Source organism: Ginsengibacter sp. (assembly GCF_057362405.1).
In genome coordinates, this window is the sequence record NZ_JBMQQG010000152.1 from 25,649 (window position 1) to 44,102 (window position 18,454).

The following is an 18,454-nucleotide window of genomic DNA, read 5'->3' on the forward strand; positions in this document are numbered from 1 at the left end:
TATTTCTCCATTTTTTCCGTATATAAATGATAACGTATTGAAAGCTTTTCAAACTAATACGCTCAAAAACTGTTTAATTACCATAACAAATCAAAAACATAACTTTGCAACGCAAAAAATCTGAGATGGAAATGGAAATAAAACCAGGCAAATTATTACAAGACATCAATAGCCCGGCCGATTTGAAAAAACTCAGCAGGGAGCAATTGCATGAAGTATGTGATGAATTGCGCCAATATATTGTTGATATCGTCAGTGTACATGGCGGCCATTTCGGGGCAAGCCTGGGAGTGGTAGAACTTACAGTTGCACTGCATTATATTTTTAACACGCCCTATGATCAATTAGTTTGGGATGTTGGCCACCAGGCGTATGGTCACAAAATACTTACCGGGCGCAAGGATAATTTTAAAACAAACAGGAAATATAAAGGATTAAGTGGTTTTCCGAAGAGAACCGAAAGTGAATATGATGCTTTCGGCGTTGGCCATTCATCTACCTCCATTTCAGCCGCTCTTGGTATGGCAATGGCTTCGCATTATAAAGGCGAAACAGACAGGCAGCATGTCGCAATTATTGGTGATGGCGCGATGACCGCAGGAATGGCGTTTGAGGCATTGAATCACGCCGGAATTGAAAAAAGCAATCTCCTCGTTATTTTGAACGATAACTGCATGAGCATTGATCCCAATGTAGGTGCTTTAAAAGAATATCTTACCGATATCACTACTTCTCATTCTTATAATAAACTTCGCGACGATTTTTGGAAAGCGCTGGGAAAACTTCCGGCTAAAACTTTATCACGTAAAATAGTTTCAAAGATGGAAGCCGGCTTAAAAGGAATTTTAAGTAATAGCAGTAATCTTTTTGAAGCGCTTAATTTACGTTACTTCGGGCCAATTGATGGACACAACATTACAAAATTGGTTGATACTTTAAAAGATATTAAAGATATCCCCGGGCCGAAATTGTTGCATATCAGAACCGTGAAAGGAAAGGGATACGAATTAGCCGAAAAGGATCAAACGAAATGGCATGCACCGGGATTGTTTGATAAGATAACCGGTGAAATTTATAAGAAAAAATTTGACCTTCCCCAGCCTCCAAAATACCAGGATGTTTTTGGACATACTATCATTGAATTGGCGGAAGTAAATGACAAAATTATGGGTGTTACACCGGCAATGCCCAGCGGAAGTTCATTAAAATATATGATGGAGAAAATGCCGAATCGTGCTTTCGATGTTGGCATCTGCGAGCAACATGCGGTTACCTTAAGTGCCGGGTTGGCAACACAGGGAATGAAAGTTTTTTGCAATATTTATTCTTCGTTTATGCAGCGGGCCTACGACCAGGTAGTGCACGACGTGGCCATACAAAATTTACCGGTTGTGTTTTGCCTTGACAGGGCAGGGCTTGTTGGTGAAGATGGCCCAACACATCATGGTGCTTATGATATAGCCTATATGCGTTGCATACCCAATATGATTGTAAGTGCCCCAATGAATGAAAGTGAATTACGTGATTTGATGTATACGTCACAACTGGAAAAAATAAAAAATCCATTTGTAATTCGTTACCCACGCGGAGAAGCTGTAAAGGCCGAATGGAAGACTGAAATGAAAGAAATTAAAATTGGCACCGGAAGAAAATTAAAAGACGGTGAAGAAATAGCGATTCTTTCTTTTGGGCATCCGGGAAATTTTGCGGCTGCCGCAATAAGAGATGTAATGCGTGAAGGTATTAATCCGGCACACTACGACATGCGTTTTGTAAAACCCCTGGATGAGAAAATACTTCATGAAGTTTTTACGAAATATTCAAAAATAATTACCGTTGAAGATGGGACGGTGAAAGGCGGCTTTGGCTCTGCAATCCTGGAGTTCATGGCCGAAAATAATTATAATGCATCCGTAAAGATTTTAGGAATTCCAGACGCGATTGTTGAACATGGCACACCTAAAGAGTTATATAACGAGATAGGGATAGACGCAAATAATATTGCAGAAGCGATACGGGATATGGCTAAAATAGAGGTAAATAAACTTATTGCAGGTTAAAAGCACTTGCCTTAAGATATCGGCTATCACATTAATTCTGAAGCGGGTCTACGAATGGCAGTTCTGCTACGGTAGCTTCTTCCACTCGTTCATTGTTATATTCAATAATGAAATTATTGACGCCTTCTCCCATAATTATAAACAGATATTTCTGCTGAATCAGTTCCAGCATATTGAGGAATAGAAATATGGCATGAATCCGGTTTTCTGAAATATCAAATATCTTTTCGAAAGAAATGGTTCTTTCTTTCTTCACGAGGTCAAGCATATATTTTCTGCTGCCTTCCATTGTGTAATTATATTGTACAACGGTATGTACCGGCTGGTGTCTCTTCTCATGAAGACGACTGGCAACTCTTTCAAAAGCTTTCATCAGCTTAAATAAAGAAACAGCCTGAATTTCTGTTCCCTCACCTGATTCTTCGCCAATTTTAGAAAGCTCCTCCTGAATATTTCCCCGTTTCACCATTAACATGCGCAATGCTTCCAGTTCACTCATCTTATTTGCGGCCTCTTTAAATCTTTTATATTCCAGAATTTTATCCACCAGTTCCTGCCTCGGATCTATTTCATTTCCTTCTGCATCCACTTCTTTCCTGGGCAAAAGCATCTTTGCTTTGATCCGCATCAGCGTACTGATAAACAAAATAAATTCGCTGCTTAACTCAATATTAAGCGATTCGCTTTTGTGAATGTAAGCGAAGAATTCGTTCGTAATTTTTGTTATAGGAATATTATAAATATCCAGTTCATCCCTTTCAATAAAAAATAGCAGCAGGTCAAAGGGGCCTTCAAATTGGGGTAGCTTAATTTGGTATATTTCTGTATTCATTTACTTTATTCGAATGGTAGACAAAAATACTTTAAAATTAATTGTGCGTCTTGTCTCCTTTCTTTTCAAAGGTAGTTAGGCCTGTGCTGGCTCAATAATAAACAAACGAAGTAACCAGCCGCCGATGACTGTAATTATTCTTTTCGAAAAGTGAATTGAATTGCTCGATACGAATAATGAAAAAAATATCAAGCAGTTTTATTGCCTGATATTTTTTGATAAGGTATCTATCTAAATTTCTTTTTACGATTTCTTTAATTCATCTCTAATTTCCATTAAGAGCTTGTCTGTAGAAGATGGTCCTGCTGGAGGTGCTTCGTCTTTTTTCTTTTGAAGTGAAGACAGGGACTTAATCAACATAAATATTACAAGTGCTATGACAATGAAGTTGATCACCGCCGCCAAAAATTTTCCGTAAGTTACTGCTCCCCATTTCAATTCGGCGATGTCCTTGAGACCTGCTTTATCCAATAAGGGAGTAAGTAGTAAAGGGGTAATAATATCAGTCACCAGGGACGATACAATAGCACCAAAAGCGGCGCCAATAATTACGGCAACGGCCAGGTCCATTACATTGCCTTTCATGGCGAAGGCCTTGAAATCTTTAATAAAACTCATGTTGTTTGATTTTATGGTTATGAAAGTTGATACTATTTTTTAAGACCGGGATATTGCATTTTTAGTCCTTCTAATGTATCCCTCAGTGTTGAGGCGATAATATATTCTTTATACCAGTTTTGGTCGCTGGGAACAATCGTCCATGGAATTTCACTACAATTTTCAAAACAATCTTCATACATCTGCATATAAATATCCCAAAGCTTTGCTTCCTCAAAATCATTGGCATTGTACTTCCACATTTTTGACGGATCTTTTATTCTGTCCGAAAGTCTTTGCTGCTGCTCTTCCGGCGATACGTGAAGGTAAAATTTCAGTATGCTGGTACTGTTGTGTTTTGATAATAAATCCTCCCATTCGTTGATTGCTTTCATTCTTTTTTTAGCGGTTTTATCATCACACCACTTATGTACCCTCGTAATTAAAATGTCTTCATAATGGCTGCGGTTAAAAATCTGTATCATTCCTTTGGCGGGAGCGTGAGAATGAATTCGCCACAAAAAATCATGGCTTAATTCTTCAGGAGTGGGTGCCTTGAAACTTTTTACATTAACACCCTGCGGATTCATTGATGTAAACACATTTCTAATTACACCATCTTTGCCACTGGCATCCATACCTTGTATCACGACTAATATTGAATGCTTATTTTCTGCAAATAAAAGATTTTGTAAGTCGTCTAATTCTGTAAGTATTTTTAGAGTTTTATCTTTTGTCTCTGATTTATCAAATTCTTTTCCTGCCCGGGTACTTATTTCTTTAAGATTTATATGGCTCATTATATTCTATTATACAGAAATGAAATTCTTTGAAATAATAATTTAAAATAGCAAAAATTTTACATATAAAATGTTTTCTCAGTTTATAAGATTTAAAAACTTTTTGAAGCCCCTGAACTATCTTATCAGGCAAAATTTATTGGAGAATCTTTTTGAATCCTTTTAGCAATGAAAACAGGAATTACTTTGAATGAAGTAATTCTTTTCTTAGTTGTTTCGCAGTTTTTGTACTTCCATCGTGACTCCAGCCGGGCGGCATTACCAGGTATTTTATTTTTACATAAATTGGCAATTTCTTTTTCAGATCGGTTCCAATATCCTGCCATTCGTGAAAAATAATTTTAGTGAGATGGTGAGGATTTTGCAACTGTTTGGTTAGTCCATATCTTACTGGATCTTCCGCTACTTCATCCTGAAAAGTACCAAACATTCTATCCCAGATTATTAATACCATTCCCATGTTCCTGTCGAGGTACCGGATATTGCTTGCATGGTGAACCCTGTGGTGCGAAGGGCTTACAAAGACTGTTTCAAACCAGTGAGGCATTTTATTGATGTACTGTGTATGTACCAGAATGCCATATATCTGTGTAAGCGAATACATAAATACAATATCAATAGGCTTAAAGCCTAACAAAACCAGCGGTAAAAAATAGATGAACCTATACAACGGCTGCAGGACTGATGAACGGAAGCCGGTGGTTAAATTAAATTCTTCTGATGAATGATGCGTAACATGCACCGCCCAAAAGAAGCGGCAATAATGATCAACCCTGTGTTCTATATAAAACGCCAGGTCCTCTAAAATAAAAAGTGCCGGCCAATACAGATAGGGGCTAGACGAAAAATCAACAAAATGAAACCGGTAAATTGACAGTAAAATAAATATGTAGACGGCCCTGAATAAAAGATCAATGCCACCGTTGAGAAGGCATAGATAAATATTGATGAAAGTATCCTTAAGTGAATAATACTTTTTTACATGAATATGGCTCAGTATCATCTCCGCACCAATTACAATAACATATAATGGAGTAGTTATTAATATTAGTAATTGTTCTTTCAAAATATAAATTCAAAATAATTTATACAGCCATAATTTCTTTTTCTTTAGCCTCAAGATGCTTATCTACTAAAGAAATATAATTATTGGTTATTTCCTGCACATCACTTTCTCCATCTTTTGCAGCGTCTTCGCTAAGTCCGTCCTTCTGCAATTTTTTGATTTGTTCAATGGAATCTCTGCGGATATTTCTGACAGCAATCTTGGCATGCTCCCCTTCAACATTGCTCCTTTTTACCAGCTCTTTTCTCCTTTCCTCCGTAAGCGGCGGTAGAAATAATCGAATCATATTGCCATCATTTTGAGGATTAATTCCAATATTAGCTGCTATAATAGCCCGCTCTATTGGTTGAAGCATATTTTTTTCCCACGGTTGAATAGTAAGGGTTCTTGCATCCATAACACTTAAATTGCCAACCTGCCCAATCGGGGTTGGGTTGCCATAATAATCAACCACAATTCCATCCAGCATATTGGGACTCGCTTTCCCCGCTCTTATTTTTACCAGTTCAGATTCAAAATGATCTATCGCCTTTTTCATCGATATTCTGCTATCGTCTAATATTCCTGCTAATTCGTCTGACATTTATTTATAGTTTAAGAATAAAAATATGGCACCTAAATGGCGATGCATAAAAAGTGCACAAATTTAATAAAATCAGATCGATAAAAAAGTTAATGGGGCTTAATTCTGCTCAACAGTTTCTCCCGCAAGAGTAAGGATTTTGTGAGATTTGAGAATAGAATCTTTTTGGCTATGGCCAGGCAGAGTAATTGGCTTGGCCTTCGTTTTTGGCCGGCTGTAATAAACAATACTTACAATAGTTAAGGACACCCCGGACAGCGCAAGAATCACCATCGTAGTGCCTGTAAAGCGAAGTAAATAGGCTAAAGTTATAAAAGCAATATTGCCTAGAATACAGGTTATTGTAATCATGCGGTGGCTATAGCCGAGGTCGAGTAAAAAATGGTGAATGTGATTTCTGTCTGGGCTAAAAGGTGATCTGCGGCTTATAATGCGAATGGTTACAACTCTCAAAGTGTCAAAAAGAGGAACGATCAAAATTGCAAAACCAATGGCAGGCGCTGATTGCACGGGCAAGCCAAAAGATGGATCTGCAGCAATCGCTATGAATTTTATTACAAACACAGAATTTAAAAGACCTATTAATAAAGAGCCGGTATCGCCCATGAAAATTTTTGCAGGGGAAAAATTATAGATTAAAAAACCGATCAGGCTGCCCACGAGCGAAAAGGCCATTACTGCATACATTAATTGGGATGTTGCCAGGAAGTAGGCCCCAAAAATTGACGACGTTAATAGTCCGAGACTACCGGCAAGTCCATCTACTCCATCGATAAGATTAAATGAATTGGTAATAACAACAATTGTAAACAGGGTGAGCAAAATGCTTGCGGTATGAGGTATTGTATACAAGCCTAAAAAGCCGTGCATATTGTTAATTTGGATACCTCCAAATTTAATGACGATGGCTGCTGCTACGAGTTGGCCAATGAATTTTTTAGACGCAGAAAGTATTAAAATATCATCTTTTATTCCAAGGAAAAATATAACCATAATGGCGGCAACAAAATATTGGAAAACAGGTGGAACTGAAGAAGGGACACCTAATAACGAAGCAACAATAAAACCGGCAAAAATTCCAAGGCCGCCCAAGGTGGGGATAACCGCTTTATGCACTTTTCTTTCATCAGGTTCGTCGAAGAGCTTTTTATCTTTGGCGACTTCAATGATTACGGGTATCGAAAAAAACGTAATTAAAAACGCCAATCCCCCGCTTAGTAAGATATTATCCATGCCGCAATTTTAAAATAAGCATTCTGCTACAAAAGTATAATTTAGTTTGAAGTAAAACTATATTATCCTAAAATTATATACCTAATCTTAAGTACCAGATTTATATAAAAAAATAAGTTCAAAATGATCTCTATTTCTCTGCAAATCGCTATGTGAATATTATAACGGCTATAACTACCTACTTATTACATAATTGTCAGAAATTTAAAAGATGTTTCATTCGCTTAATTTTTCATCGACCGCTCCCACTACAATATTTGCGCTCATCCTGTTTATAGGATTTTTCCGGTTTTCCTCATACATTTTTTGGTTATTCAAAATGTCAATGCAGCTAAAAATTGCTGCCCGAAATGAGGAAGGATCTGCTCTATCTTTTCCTGCAATATCAAAAGCAGTTCCATGGTCGGGACTCGTGCGAATCCCCGGTAATCCGGCTGTATAATTTACTCCTTCTCCAAAAGCAAGGGATTTAAAGGGAATCAGGCCCTGGTCGTGGTACATTGCCAGCACAGCATCAAACCTATTGTATTGTGCCCTGGCAAAAAATGCATCGGCGCTGAAGGGTCCCATTACCAGCATATTTCGTTGCTTGGCTTCCTTAATAGCAGGCCTTATAATTTCTTCTTCCTCGGTACCAATTAAGCCTTCATCCCCCGCATGTGGATTTAAAGCCAGCACCGCGATCTTTGGCCTTTCTATGTTAAAATCTTTTTTTAGAGAAGCATGCAGAATCATTAGTTTACTTATAATAGCCTCTTTGGTAATATGCGCAGCAATTTCTTTTACGGGGAGATGCTCGGTAACCAAACCGATTTTTAAATTCTCAGCAGTGAGTAACATTAATACATCGTTCACGCCAAAAAAATCTTTGAGAAAAGGAGTGTGGCCGGTGTAGGTAAAATCAGATCCTTGTACATTTTTTTTATGAAGAGGTGCCGTAACAAGCGCATTAATTTTGCCATCTTTTAAAGCACTGGCAGCTGCCTGCAAACTTTTTACTGCATATTGTCCGGCTGCACTACTAAGAGTTCCCGGGTTAATCGCAACTTCTTCTTCCCAACAATTAAAGACATTTACCTGGCGGGGATTTAATTTGTAAAAATCTTTTACGCTGGCAAAGCTAAAGTTCATTTCAGCAATGCTTTTCCTGTAGAAATTAATCACTTTATTACTGGCAAAAACAACTGGTGTACAATAGTCCAGAAACCGGTTGTCCGAAAGTGATTTTAAGATTAATTCGGTGCCAATACCATTGAGGTCGCCGCAGGTAAACCCAATTACAGGTTTATTTTCTGATAAGTTAGTACTCAAATTATTAGATTGAAATGCATTGCTGCAATTTAGTAATTAAAAGTTTGATGGCAATAATAGTGTTTGTTTAATCATCGGCCCTTCAAAATATTACAAGACTTTATTATTAGCTATAATTTATTACCAACATAATTTTCTACTGGTATGCGGTTGGAAATGCTGCGGGCCAATGTCATTTCATCAGCATATTCAAGCTCGCCGCCAAAAGCAATTCCACGGGCGATGGTGGTAATTTTTAAGGGTTGTTTTTTTATTTTTTTACTGATGTAAAATATGGTGGTGTCTCCCTGGATATTGGGGCTCAAAGCAAAAATAAGTTCTTCAGTATTTTCATCATCCACTCTTTTTATAAGTGAGTCTACCTGGAGCTGATCGGGTCCAATGCCATCCAAAGGAGAAATGACCCCTCCCAAAACATGATAAAGCCCATTATATTGTTGCGTACTTTCAATGGCTATTACATCACGAATGCTTTCCACAACGCAAATCATATGCTGCCTGCGGGCACGGTCTGAGCAGATATTACAAAGTTGCTTATCGGAGATATTATGACAGCGGGTACAGAAATTAATTTCTTCCCTCATTTTTACAATTGCTTCGCTGAAACTTGTTACGTCTTCAACATTTTTTTTTAGCAAATGAAGCACTAACCGCAACGCAGTTTTTTTACCGATGCCCGGCAGTTTCGCAAATTCGTTTACGGCATTTTCTAAAAGTGTAGAAGAAAAAATCATGTTACAAATATAAGGTACGATGTGCGATGTCGGTTGTCTGTCTCGTCCTTTCGCTCATTGCCTATTGCATATTAGCGATTAGCAAATTATAAAACAATATCCTTTTCATTCTCCCAATCCTGGCGAATATCTATTTTTTGTTTTACGGCAAAAGCTTTTTCCGGCTGTTTTTTTAATTGATAATTGCCCGGATCCCAAATTCCATTTTTGTTATCATCTTCCAGGATCCTTATTTCATAGGAGCCGGGTTTAAAAAGTTTCGCACTCCATTTCGCTGAAGTTAGAGGATAGGAATTGACCACTTCGTTATTTGATACAAACTGCAAAACCGGGTTTTTAAATTTTTCAAGATTTTTAAAATTAATGGTGATCGTCCCGTAGTCGTTCTCTTTCTTTGTTTGAAAATGAATTGTGTCAGATTTTAATAACGCGACACCAGAAGTATCAGTAGCAAAATCTTTTGGAATAATCAGCCTGTAATCTGTATTATCCGCCCACTTGTCTGCAACAGTTATTTTCGTGGCGGTTGTATCTATGCTTACAATCGCTGCGGCAATCGGGTTATAAAGTGTATCGGTCAACTGAATTTTAAGGCTGTCAAAATCTTTGAGTTTACGGTTAAATTCTATTGAAAGGGGCGTGAGTAAATCCTGTCGTCCATTCTCAATTGATGAGGTATATCTTAATTTCTTTTCTTTAGAGGCTGCCCTGGACGAAGAATTTTTTTGCTTTGGTTTTTCCTGGGCGTAAGCAAATAATTGTATGTGCTTCGTGCTATCACTTACCGTAACTGAACTATCTGCAAAAGCAAACAATTCATCATCATGATTATAAACTTTTTGTCCGCTCTCATCCTTTAATGCATAAACATTGTAGATGCCACCAGGTAAGTTATGAAATGTAAAATTGCCTGAACTATCCAGTCTTGTTATATACTTTGGCTTATGCTTTATTACGGCAGAATCGTCCAGGTCTTTATATAAGAATACTAATAATGTGGAATCCGTTTTTCCTGTTTCTGCTAATCGAACATTTCCGGAAAATTCCAGTGAGTCAATGTAGGGGCCCGTGGAAAAGATGAACGAAAAATTTTTGACGGGGTTGCCTTCATTAATATCCTGTATGGCATTTCCCATGTCGAAACGATAAGTAGTATTGGGTTCTAACGTATCACGTATTTTGATAGTAACCGTTTTTAATTTATAATCGATGTTAGGAATAATTTTAGGAGTAGGAGATACCAGTAAATTCTCCTGTAATTTTTGAATCTGTACATACTCATCATAAGTGAGCGTGATGCGATTGCCTTTAAAATTTGTAGTTCTGTTTGGCGGGTTGGCGTTTAAAAGCTTTGGCGGAATAGAATCTCTTGGACCACCAGTGGGAGCGCGTATTTGCGCACAACTGCTTCCGATGATTGAAATTGTGTAAACGGCGCAGCAGGCAACAACAATAATTAAAAGATTCTTGTAATTCATTTTGGAAAAAAAGCAAACATAATTGCTTTCGGGTGATAAAGCCTTTTCGGCCTCCTAAAATAATTCTAAATCTCTTCTTCAGGCTCTTCAATTACTTCGTGCAAAGCAACGGCCATGTTGTTGGTTTTTACAAACTCACACCAGTGGCAATCGGGTTTGCCACAGCCCGTATAAAAATCGCGCTGCTGAATTTTATCCCATACGGTTTTTATTTGTTGTTTAACGGTGGTAATATCTTCCGGGTTGATATAGATTTTTTCTTTACGGTAATTCTTCTTTTTGTCTGGCTCAATGAAATCAAATTCGCTGCTCACCGCTATCCAGTCGCGGTTATGATTATCCAGTAATATTTTATAAAACACCGCCTGCCGCCAATAGTCGCCACCGTTAGGTATCTTTTCCTGCGGCGGTTTCAGTTTATCTTTTGCTTTATCAACGTCGCCGGTTTTGTAATCTACTACGTTTACCTCTTTACCGGTGAATTCAAGTTTATCTAATTTACCTTTTAGCGGAACGCCATTCACTACAACATTTTTTATGCTTCTTTCAAGAGCAACAATCTTGTTCCAGCTATGTAAATATTTATCATAGTAATTTGATAAAACCTCTTCACCATATTCCAATCTTCTGGCAAATTGTTCTTTCGTAAAGCTTTCACGATGGCGATGCATATACCAGTTAAAGTCTGTAATGAATTCTTCTTTGGGTGGAAAAACATTTTTATCGTTCTGCATTTTCTTGAACAATTGCTCCAATGCATAATGCACTGAAGAACCAAATTCAGTTGCTTCATTTTTTGGCGAAGGAATACGGATGAGATTTTTAAAATAAAATTCCAATGGGCATTTTAAATAATTGTTCAACGCCGTTACATTCATTACGAATCTTTCCAATAAGCTTGTAATGTATACTTCTTCAATTTTTTCTATCTCAGGCTGATGATCATTTTGTAATTGCAATATTTGGAACTCTGCCTGCGTGGCATCATCAATAAAAATTTTTTCTGTTTGCAGTTCATGATTGTCTAATATCTCCGCAATAAACATAGATGGTTCCAGTTCTTTTCCATCATCCTTGTACGAACAATAAGAGATATTTAAATTTTGTTCAGCACGGGTAAGCCCTACATAAAATAACCTGCGCAATTCTTCATCTGCAGCCTCATCGCTGGTTGTAACGGAATTGAAGATATTATCCGGAAATTTATAACCTCCGAATGGCTTACGTTTCTTTTCCCAGAAACTGGCATTACATCCGGCGAAGAAAACATATTCAAACTCGAGTCCTTTGGAACCGTGTGCCGTTAGCAGGTTCACTCCTTTATCACTGCCGCTTACTTCAACTAACGGAAGTGACAAACCTTCACTTTGCATCAGGTCAAATACTTTCATCAATTGTTTCAGGTCAAGATTGGGATTGCGATGTGTTTCTGTCTTTATAAAATCAAACAAACCTGTAAGCACCTGTAACAACCAAATTTTTTCATCATTTTTCATGATGTAACTCACCACGCGCGCTTCACGAATAATACATTCAAACAAACCTTGTAAGGTTACGTTCGGCACTGTTGCAATCAGGCTTTCGATGGCTTCACTCGCTTTCTTCAAACCCTCGTTCATGCCTTGTGTAAACAAATCGCGAACCGGCTGTTTGCTCCGTTCGTACAGTAACTTTCTAATTGAAGTTTTTTCCTTCGTGAATTGTTTATCTGCTACTTCAATGCTTACCCTTGCAATTTCTATCGGCGGAATTGTGAACCAGTCGTAGTGCAAAATTTCGAATAACAACTCGTCTCCGCTGTAAGGGATATCATGTTCGAACGAAAGATATCTTAAAATGGAAATGATCTTTTTGGCAAAAGGAATGTTGAGGATATTCAAACTGCGTTTACTGTAGTACGGTATTTTTTTCAGTTTTAAATATTGCGCAAGTTCTTCGCCATATTTGTTTTCCTTGTAGATGATGCCGATCTTTTTTGGTTCAATGCCTTCGGCCAAAATTCTTTCAACCTGCTGTGTAATGCCAACCATTTCCTGGCGCTGCGTTTCATATTGTTGAATGATGGGCTTATGGGTAAGATGTTTTATTTTATCATTGGACGAAAGCAACTCTTTTGTTAACCCATCCATTTGGTTTATTAACCGGTCATTATTTTTATCGATAATGGTTTTCGAAACATCCAGTATCGGTTGCACAGAACGATAATTGCTGGTAAGCACTACCGTTAGTAAATCATTTTTATAGCTGTTGGCAAAGCCGAGCATGTTCTCCACATTCGCTCCCTGGAAACGGTAAATGCTCTGGTCGTCATCGCCCACAACAAATACATTCGGTTTATCCCAATAGTTAATGAGCAGTTCCACCAAACGGTTTTGCGTACCGCTGGTATCCTGGTATTCATCCACCAAAATGTATAAGAACTGTTCCTGGTAACGCAGTAACAAGTTTGGATTTTCTTCAAATGCTTTTATTACCCAGTTGATCATGTCGTCAAAATCATACAAGTTGTTTTTGCGCATGAGTTGCTGGAAATTGGTAAATTCATTTACCGCGGCCCGCAATCTTTCCATCCTTTCCACTTCTTCTTCAATCTTATCAATTCGCACATCACCTTTCTTAAAATCCTTCGTGGCCCGTTTGGCAATGTATTCCTCACGGTCACGCAAAGACGAAACGTAGGCGTCAATTCTTTCATTGATAAATTCCGGCGACCATCCTTCCCGCTTCATGGTACTGAATAAAGATTGCAGGTTATTGATCTCGTAATACACATCGCCACGATACCGTTTCAGCGGATGATTTTTCGGGAATGAATCGATGAGTTGTTTAAATAAATCTATCCGCTGCAAATCAGAAACAGGATCAAGTGCTGTTTTCTCAAACAGTCCGAGATTATCCTGAATCACATCATTACAAAAAGCATGGAACGTGTAGATGTTTACTTTGTATGCATCAGCACCGATAAAGTCCAAAATGCGCCTGCGCATGGCAATTACGCCTGCATCCGTATAGGTTAAGCAAAGAATATTTTGAGGTTGCGTGTCGGTATCCAGCAATATTTTTCCAATGCGTGCAGAAAGAATTTGTGTTTTCCCTGTGCCCGGCCCTGCAATAACCATTACCGGCCCTTCAATTGTATCAACAGCTTTCTTTTGCTGTGGATTGAGGCGGTTGTATTCTTTGTTGAATTTTTCTAATTGATAGTTATTGCGGGGCATGGTGTAAAGATACTATAAGCAGGAAATTCTAATTGTTTTGACAATTCCCCGAAAATTATTATGATTTAATTTACTCATTTTGACAATCACATGTTTGCCAGCGCTACTGTAGAAGTGAAGAGTTACCACATTATATCAAAGGATATTTGTCAGTAAATGGAAGACTAAAGCATACATTGAAGCGGCATTTTTTATAAATGAATAAGGCAAATGATTTATTTTTAAATATGCACAGCCATAATCTTGACGAGGTTTTTGGAATATCACGTAATGTTCCTTTAAATTATGTAGAAAGAAATCACGTGGACAATCAATTAAAGGAGTGTTTAAAACGAAAGCAACATATAGTTATTTACGGAAGCTCAAAACAGGGAAAAACGTGCTTGAGAAAGAAAAATTTGGATCAATATAGCTTCATAACAGTTCATTGTTCAAATCATATAGATATTGCTAATTTAAATCAACTCATTCTTAAAACTGCGGGATTTGAAATTGTAAGTAGTCATAACAAAACCATTACAGGGAAAGCTAAAGCGAATGCGACATTCGGGATAAATTTGTTTGCAAAATTGAACGCTGAAACTGGGTTGGAAGGAAGTATTGAAAATCAGACCATCAAAAATTCTTTAGAACTAGACTTAGAAGATACTAATGATGTAATTAGAGCTTTACAGTCGATTAATTTTAGAAAATATATTGTTCTTGATGACTTTCATTATCTAAGTGCAAAGACACAGAGAGAATTTGCGTTTGCATTAAAAACTTTCTATGAATGTTCAGATTACATTTTTGTTGTTGTTGGCGTCTGGCTCGAAAAAAATAGACTTATTGCCCTATGCGGCGATTTAGCAGGACGAGTGATATCAATCGATGCGGAACTCTGGACCCCTGAGGATTTAAGAAAGGTGATTTCGGGTGGAGAAAGGTTATTAAATTTTACTCTAAATGAAAAGATAACCGAAGCAATACTTGAACAATCATACGATAATGTGTACATTGTACAAGAAACTTGTTACAGGATATGTTTGCATTATAACATCACTAAAACTCTCTCTGATAATTTCTATATAGGTAGTGGTCAGTTTGAAACCGAAGGTTTTCTCAGTATTGAAAAAAATAATATTCACATCGGTGCTATTGTAAAAGATATTATTAGTCAACATAATGGTAGATATAACTCATTTATACTTCAATTTTCGGACGGATTCCAAAATTCAGAAATGGAAAATTATAAGTGGTTACTGTATCCTATACTTTCTTCAGAACCTGACCAATTGATTAATGGATTAACCTTTAATTCTATCAAAGACTGCTTAATGGCAAAACATGAGAAAGGCCGAAATTTAAATCTTAACAACTTATTGACCGCTTTAAACTCTCTAACAGCTTTACAAATCGAGAAAGGTATCACACCAAATATTTTAGATTACGATCAAACTAATATGAGACTTAATGTTGTTGATAAAGAATTTTTGATATGGCTCTCTTTTCAAGAAAGGAACGAATTATTTAACATGGCTGGATTTGCCGGTTTAAATTAAATATCCTTTGCTACTCATTACTAAATTAGTGTTTCGTATTTGTATCTCAGATAAATAAAAATGGCAGATTACCACTTGAGAAAAGTAAAGGTAATTGCATCCTGCATGAAAATTTTTAGCCTTTTACAAAAGCAGTCCCCACTCATCTTCGCAATCATTTTTTGCGAATGTAAATACCCATTGTCTAAATTTTTGCCGGAAAATATCTTTTCCATCTTATATGTTTTGGAAGAATTACGTAAACCACCCTTAACTTGTCGTTTTCGCACACTTTGATTCTCTATTAACCATTCTACTTTTGTATCAAGCTAAACTTAGCAACAACGATTCGACAGCCAATACAATTTTTTAAGACAATACAAAGCATTTCGTATGAGTATACTGAACAAGCATTTCAAAGCAGAACTGCAAAAGAGTAATAGCAAAGGAGGTTGGACTTACGTTGTTTGGCCGGACTCCGTAAATTTTTTTAAAACAAAAGGCCTCGTTAAAGTTCGTGGTACAATTGATGGACATCCATTTTCAAGTTCGTTTATGGCGCTCGGTAATGGCACGCATAAGTTGCGGGTAAAAGCGAACTGTGAAATGTTATAAACAAAGAGGCAGGAGATATGATTAAGTGTTCATCTCAGGGGGAAAGTAGAATGAACCTATTGGATTTCTGCTATCGCATTGCCAACGGATTTTGTTTCCTCGCAACCAAATCCTTTTTTCTTTGTTATTGACGGTATCAACTATTATGAGCAAAGTTTATCAATTAAAAAAAGTACAGGTTATTCCGGCAGCTATTGAAAAAGTGTGGCAATTTTTTTCAGCTCCCGAAAACCTCAAAACCATTACGCCGCAACATTTGGGTTTTCAAATATTGTCAGAAAAATATGGAGACACTATGTATGCGGGTGAGTTAATAGAATATACCGTTAAACCTTTATTGGGTATTCCTTTGTACTGGATGACTGAGATTACTCACATAGAGCCATTGAAATATTTTATAGATGAGCAGCGCTATGGCCCTTATTCTTTCTGGCATCACCAGCATCATTTTAAAGAAGTGGAAGGCGGTGTTGAAATGACCGACATCGTTCATTACAAAATTCCGTTTTGGTTTTTGGGAGATATCGCCAATTCTTTAATTGTAAAATCGCAACTGCAAAAAATATTTGATTTTCGGAAAGGCGTTACCGATAAAGTTTTTGGAAGCAATTGAATAAAAACATAAACCCTATAATTGAAGACTTAACAAGTTAGTTCCCTCTCCTTCGGAGAGGGGGTGGGGGTGAGGCTATCTTCCAAACATCTTATCCAATTCATCCTTCTTAAACTCAAGAAAAACCGGCTTGCCGTTAGGAGTTGTATTGTATATTTCACAGGCAAATAATTCTTCAACCAGGGAAGTAATTTCCTTTTTATCAAGAAATGTTCCTGCCTTTACCGATTGTTGCCACGCCATTGAACGCAATAATTTTTCTCTTTTGCTGAAACTAACGTCCATGCTGAAGTGCTTATATTGTTCCAGCATTTTTTCCAGTGCGGCTTTCTCATTGCCGTCAGCTACATCAGCCGGTGAGCCTTGTATTACAAAAGTATTTTTGCCAAATGGTTCTACCTGGTAACCTAATAGATTAAGGTCGGGCAATAATTCATTTATTAAGACCGCATCAGCAGGAGTTACCTCCAGTGTTACCGGGAAAAGACTTCTCTGTATTGCTATGGGCTTACCTTTCAGCGCATTTACAAATCGTTCATATAAAATTCGTTCATGCGCATTTTGCTGGTGAATTACTATAAATCCACTTTCATTTTCAGCAATAATTAATGTTTTATGCAACTGAACAAATTCTTCTGAAGACGGACGCTTATTGAGTTTTGGCTTTTGCCATTCTTTTGAAAATGATGGAGCGCTATTTTCCTCTTTTTGTTGAACGGGCGTCGATAAATTATTGCCGGCTTTATCATGAATAGCTTTTTGTACTTCCGGAAAAACGGTTTCCCAATACTCGAGATCACTTTTTTTATTAATGAAATGCGCCTGGTTTTTTTGCGTAAATGTTTGGTACAAATGGGTAGCCGCTGCCGAGTTTTGTTTTTCGGCAGTAAATGGTTTACTAACGGCATCTGTGTGTTGGATAGACGCATCTAAATCAAAATCCAATGTTGGCGTTACGCTGTATTGCGCCAAAGAATGTTTTACTGCGGATTGAACAAAAGCGTAAATTATTTTCTCATCTTCAAATTTTATTTCCTGCTTGGTTGGGTGAACATTTATATCGAGCCTGGAAGGATCCAGGTCAATAAACAAAGCATACATCGGATAGGTCTCTTTGCCAATCATATCCGCAAAGGCATTCATAACAGCGTGATTGAGATAAGCGCTTTTAATAAAACGATTATTTACAAAAAAATATTGATCGCCTCTTGTTTTCTTCGCAGTCTCCGGTTTGCCGACAAAACCATATATATTTAAATAATCTGTTTCCTCTCTCACACTCACCAGGTTAGCATTGTAGCTACTTCCCAATATTTGGATAATCCTTTGCTTTAACGATCCCTTTTCCAAATGAAATACTTCCTGGCCGTTAGACGTAAGTGAAAAAAAGATAGTCGGAAAGGCCATCGCCACACGAATGAATTCATCAACGATATGTCTTAACTCTGACGCATTACTTTTTAAAAAATTTCTTCTTGCCGGAACATTAAAGAACAAATTTTTCATCGCAATATTGGTTCCGTCAGGAGTGGCTATCGGCTCCTGCGTAATCACAACACTGTTTTCAATTTCGATGAAAGTACCAACTGTTTCCCCGGCCTTTTTCGTTTTTAATTCCACCTGGGCCACACCGGCAATACTTGCCAGCGCTTCGCCACGAAACCCCATCGTTTTAATATGAAAAAGATCATCAATATTTTTTATTTTGGAAGTGGCGTGGCGTTCAAAGCTCATCCTCGCATCGGTTTCGCTCATTCCTTTGCCGTTATCAATTACCTGTATTAAAGCTTTGCC

15 protein-coding genes are annotated in these 18,454 nt (G+C 37.5%); 4 read left to right on the forward strand and 11 right to left on the reverse strand.

Annotation, left to right across the window (positions count from 1 at the left end; translation table 11 throughout):
* Positions 1 to 104 precede the first annotated feature (104 nt).
* Entirely contained in the window at positions 105 to 2,060 is a 1,956-nt protein-coding gene (gene dxs, locus ACO1O5_RS12525; protein ID WP_486270685.1) for a 1-deoxy-D-xylulose-5-phosphate synthase, read from the forward strand.
* A 31-nt stretch (positions 2,061 to 2,091) separates the two neighbouring features.
* On the opposite strand, the gene ACO1O5_RS12530 is transcribed toward dxs, so the two are convergent.
* From ACO1O5_RS12530 to ACO1O5_RS12575, 10 genes are all read right to left on the reverse strand, one after another.
* Positions 2,092 to 2,892 (reverse strand): segregation and condensation protein A, encoded by an 801-nt coding sequence (locus tag ACO1O5_RS12530; RefSeq protein WP_486270687.1) that lies wholly within the window; start codon positions 2,890 to 2,892, stop codon positions 2,092 to 2,094.
* A 243-nt stretch (positions 2,893 to 3,135) separates the two neighbouring features.
* Positions 3,136 to 3,510 carry a large conductance mechanosensitive channel protein MscL gene (gene mscL / locus ACO1O5_RS12535; protein WP_486270689.1) on the reverse strand — a complete coding sequence of 125 codons (375 nt, stop codon included), beginning with the start codon at positions 3,508 to 3,510 and terminating at the stop codon, positions 3,136 to 3,138.
* Positions 3,511 to 3,542: 32 nt separating this feature from the next.
* Entirely contained in the window at positions 3,543 to 4,289 is a 747-nt protein-coding gene (locus ACO1O5_RS12540; RefSeq protein WP_486270691.1) for a PPK2 family polyphosphate kinase, read from the reverse strand.
* 181 nt (positions 4,290 to 4,470) lie between these two features.
* Positions 4,471 to 5,355, reverse strand: coding sequence for a sterol desaturase family protein (locus ACO1O5_RS12545; RefSeq protein WP_486270693.1), 885 nt, complete (start codon positions 5,353 to 5,355; stop codon positions 4,471 to 4,473).
* Positions 5,356 to 5,374: 19 nt separating this feature from the next.
* Complete coding sequence (gene frr / locus ACO1O5_RS12550; protein WP_486270695.1) at positions 5,375 to 5,938, reverse strand: ribosome recycling factor; 564 nt, start codon at positions 5,936 to 5,938, stop codon at positions 5,375 to 5,377.
* Between the two features lie 99 nt (positions 5,939 to 6,037).
* A complete protein-coding gene (locus ACO1O5_RS12555) occupies positions 6,038 to 7,171 on the reverse strand; it encodes a glycosyltransferase family 4 protein (protein WP_486270697.1) in 1,134 nt (377 codons plus the stop codon).
* 216 nt (positions 7,172 to 7,387) lie between these two features.
* Complete coding sequence (pdxA, locus tag ACO1O5_RS12560; protein WP_486270699.1) at positions 7,388 to 8,482, reverse strand: 4-hydroxythreonine-4-phosphate dehydrogenase PdxA; 1,095 nt, start codon at positions 8,480 to 8,482, stop codon at positions 7,388 to 7,390.
* 110 nt (positions 8,483 to 8,592) lie between these two features.
* Complete coding sequence (gene recR / locus ACO1O5_RS12565; protein WP_486270701.1) at positions 8,593 to 9,216, reverse strand: recombination mediator RecR; 624 nt, start codon at positions 9,214 to 9,216, stop codon at positions 8,593 to 8,595.
* 86 nt (positions 9,217 to 9,302) lie between these two features.
* Positions 9,303 to 10,694, reverse strand: coding sequence for an Ig-like domain-containing protein (locus tag ACO1O5_RS12570; protein WP_486270703.1), 1,392 nt, complete (start codon positions 10,692 to 10,694; stop codon positions 9,303 to 9,305).
* Positions 10,695 to 10,759: 65 nt separating this feature from the next.
* Positions 10,760 to 13,912 carry an ATP-dependent helicase gene (locus ACO1O5_RS12575; protein ID WP_486270705.1) on the reverse strand — a complete coding sequence of 1,051 codons (3,153 nt, stop codon included), beginning with the start codon at positions 13,910 to 13,912 and terminating at the stop codon, positions 10,760 to 10,762.
* 197 nt (positions 13,913 to 14,109) lie between these two features.
* Between ACO1O5_RS12575 and ACO1O5_RS12580 the strand changes: the two genes are divergently transcribed.
* The 3 genes from ACO1O5_RS12580 to ACO1O5_RS12590 all read left to right on the forward strand — a co-directional run bounded on the left by ACO1O5_RS12580 (position 14,110) and on the right by ACO1O5_RS12590 (position 16,660).
* Positions 14,110 to 15,453, forward strand: coding sequence for a hypothetical protein (locus ACO1O5_RS12580; RefSeq protein ID WP_486270707.1), 1,344 nt, complete (start codon positions 14,110 to 14,112; stop codon positions 15,451 to 15,453).
* A gap of 372 nt (positions 15,454 to 15,825) precedes the next feature.
* A complete protein-coding gene (locus ACO1O5_RS12585; RefSeq protein WP_486270708.1) occupies positions 15,826 to 16,047 on the forward strand; it encodes a DUF1905 domain-containing protein in 222 nt (73 codons plus the stop codon).
* A gap of 145 nt (positions 16,048 to 16,192) precedes the next feature.
* Positions 16,193 to 16,660, forward strand: a complete 468-nt coding sequence (locus ACO1O5_RS12590) for an SRPBCC family protein (protein WP_486270710.1) — start codon at positions 16,193 to 16,195, stop codon at positions 16,658 to 16,660.
* 75 nt (positions 16,661 to 16,735) lie between these two features.
* Here ACO1O5_RS12590 and mutL read toward each other — a convergent pair.
* Positions 16,736 to 18,454, reverse strand: a 1,719-nt coding sequence (mutL, locus tag ACO1O5_RS12595; RefSeq protein ID WP_486270712.1) for a DNA mismatch repair endonuclease MutL, incomplete at its 5' end; no start/stop codon positions are given.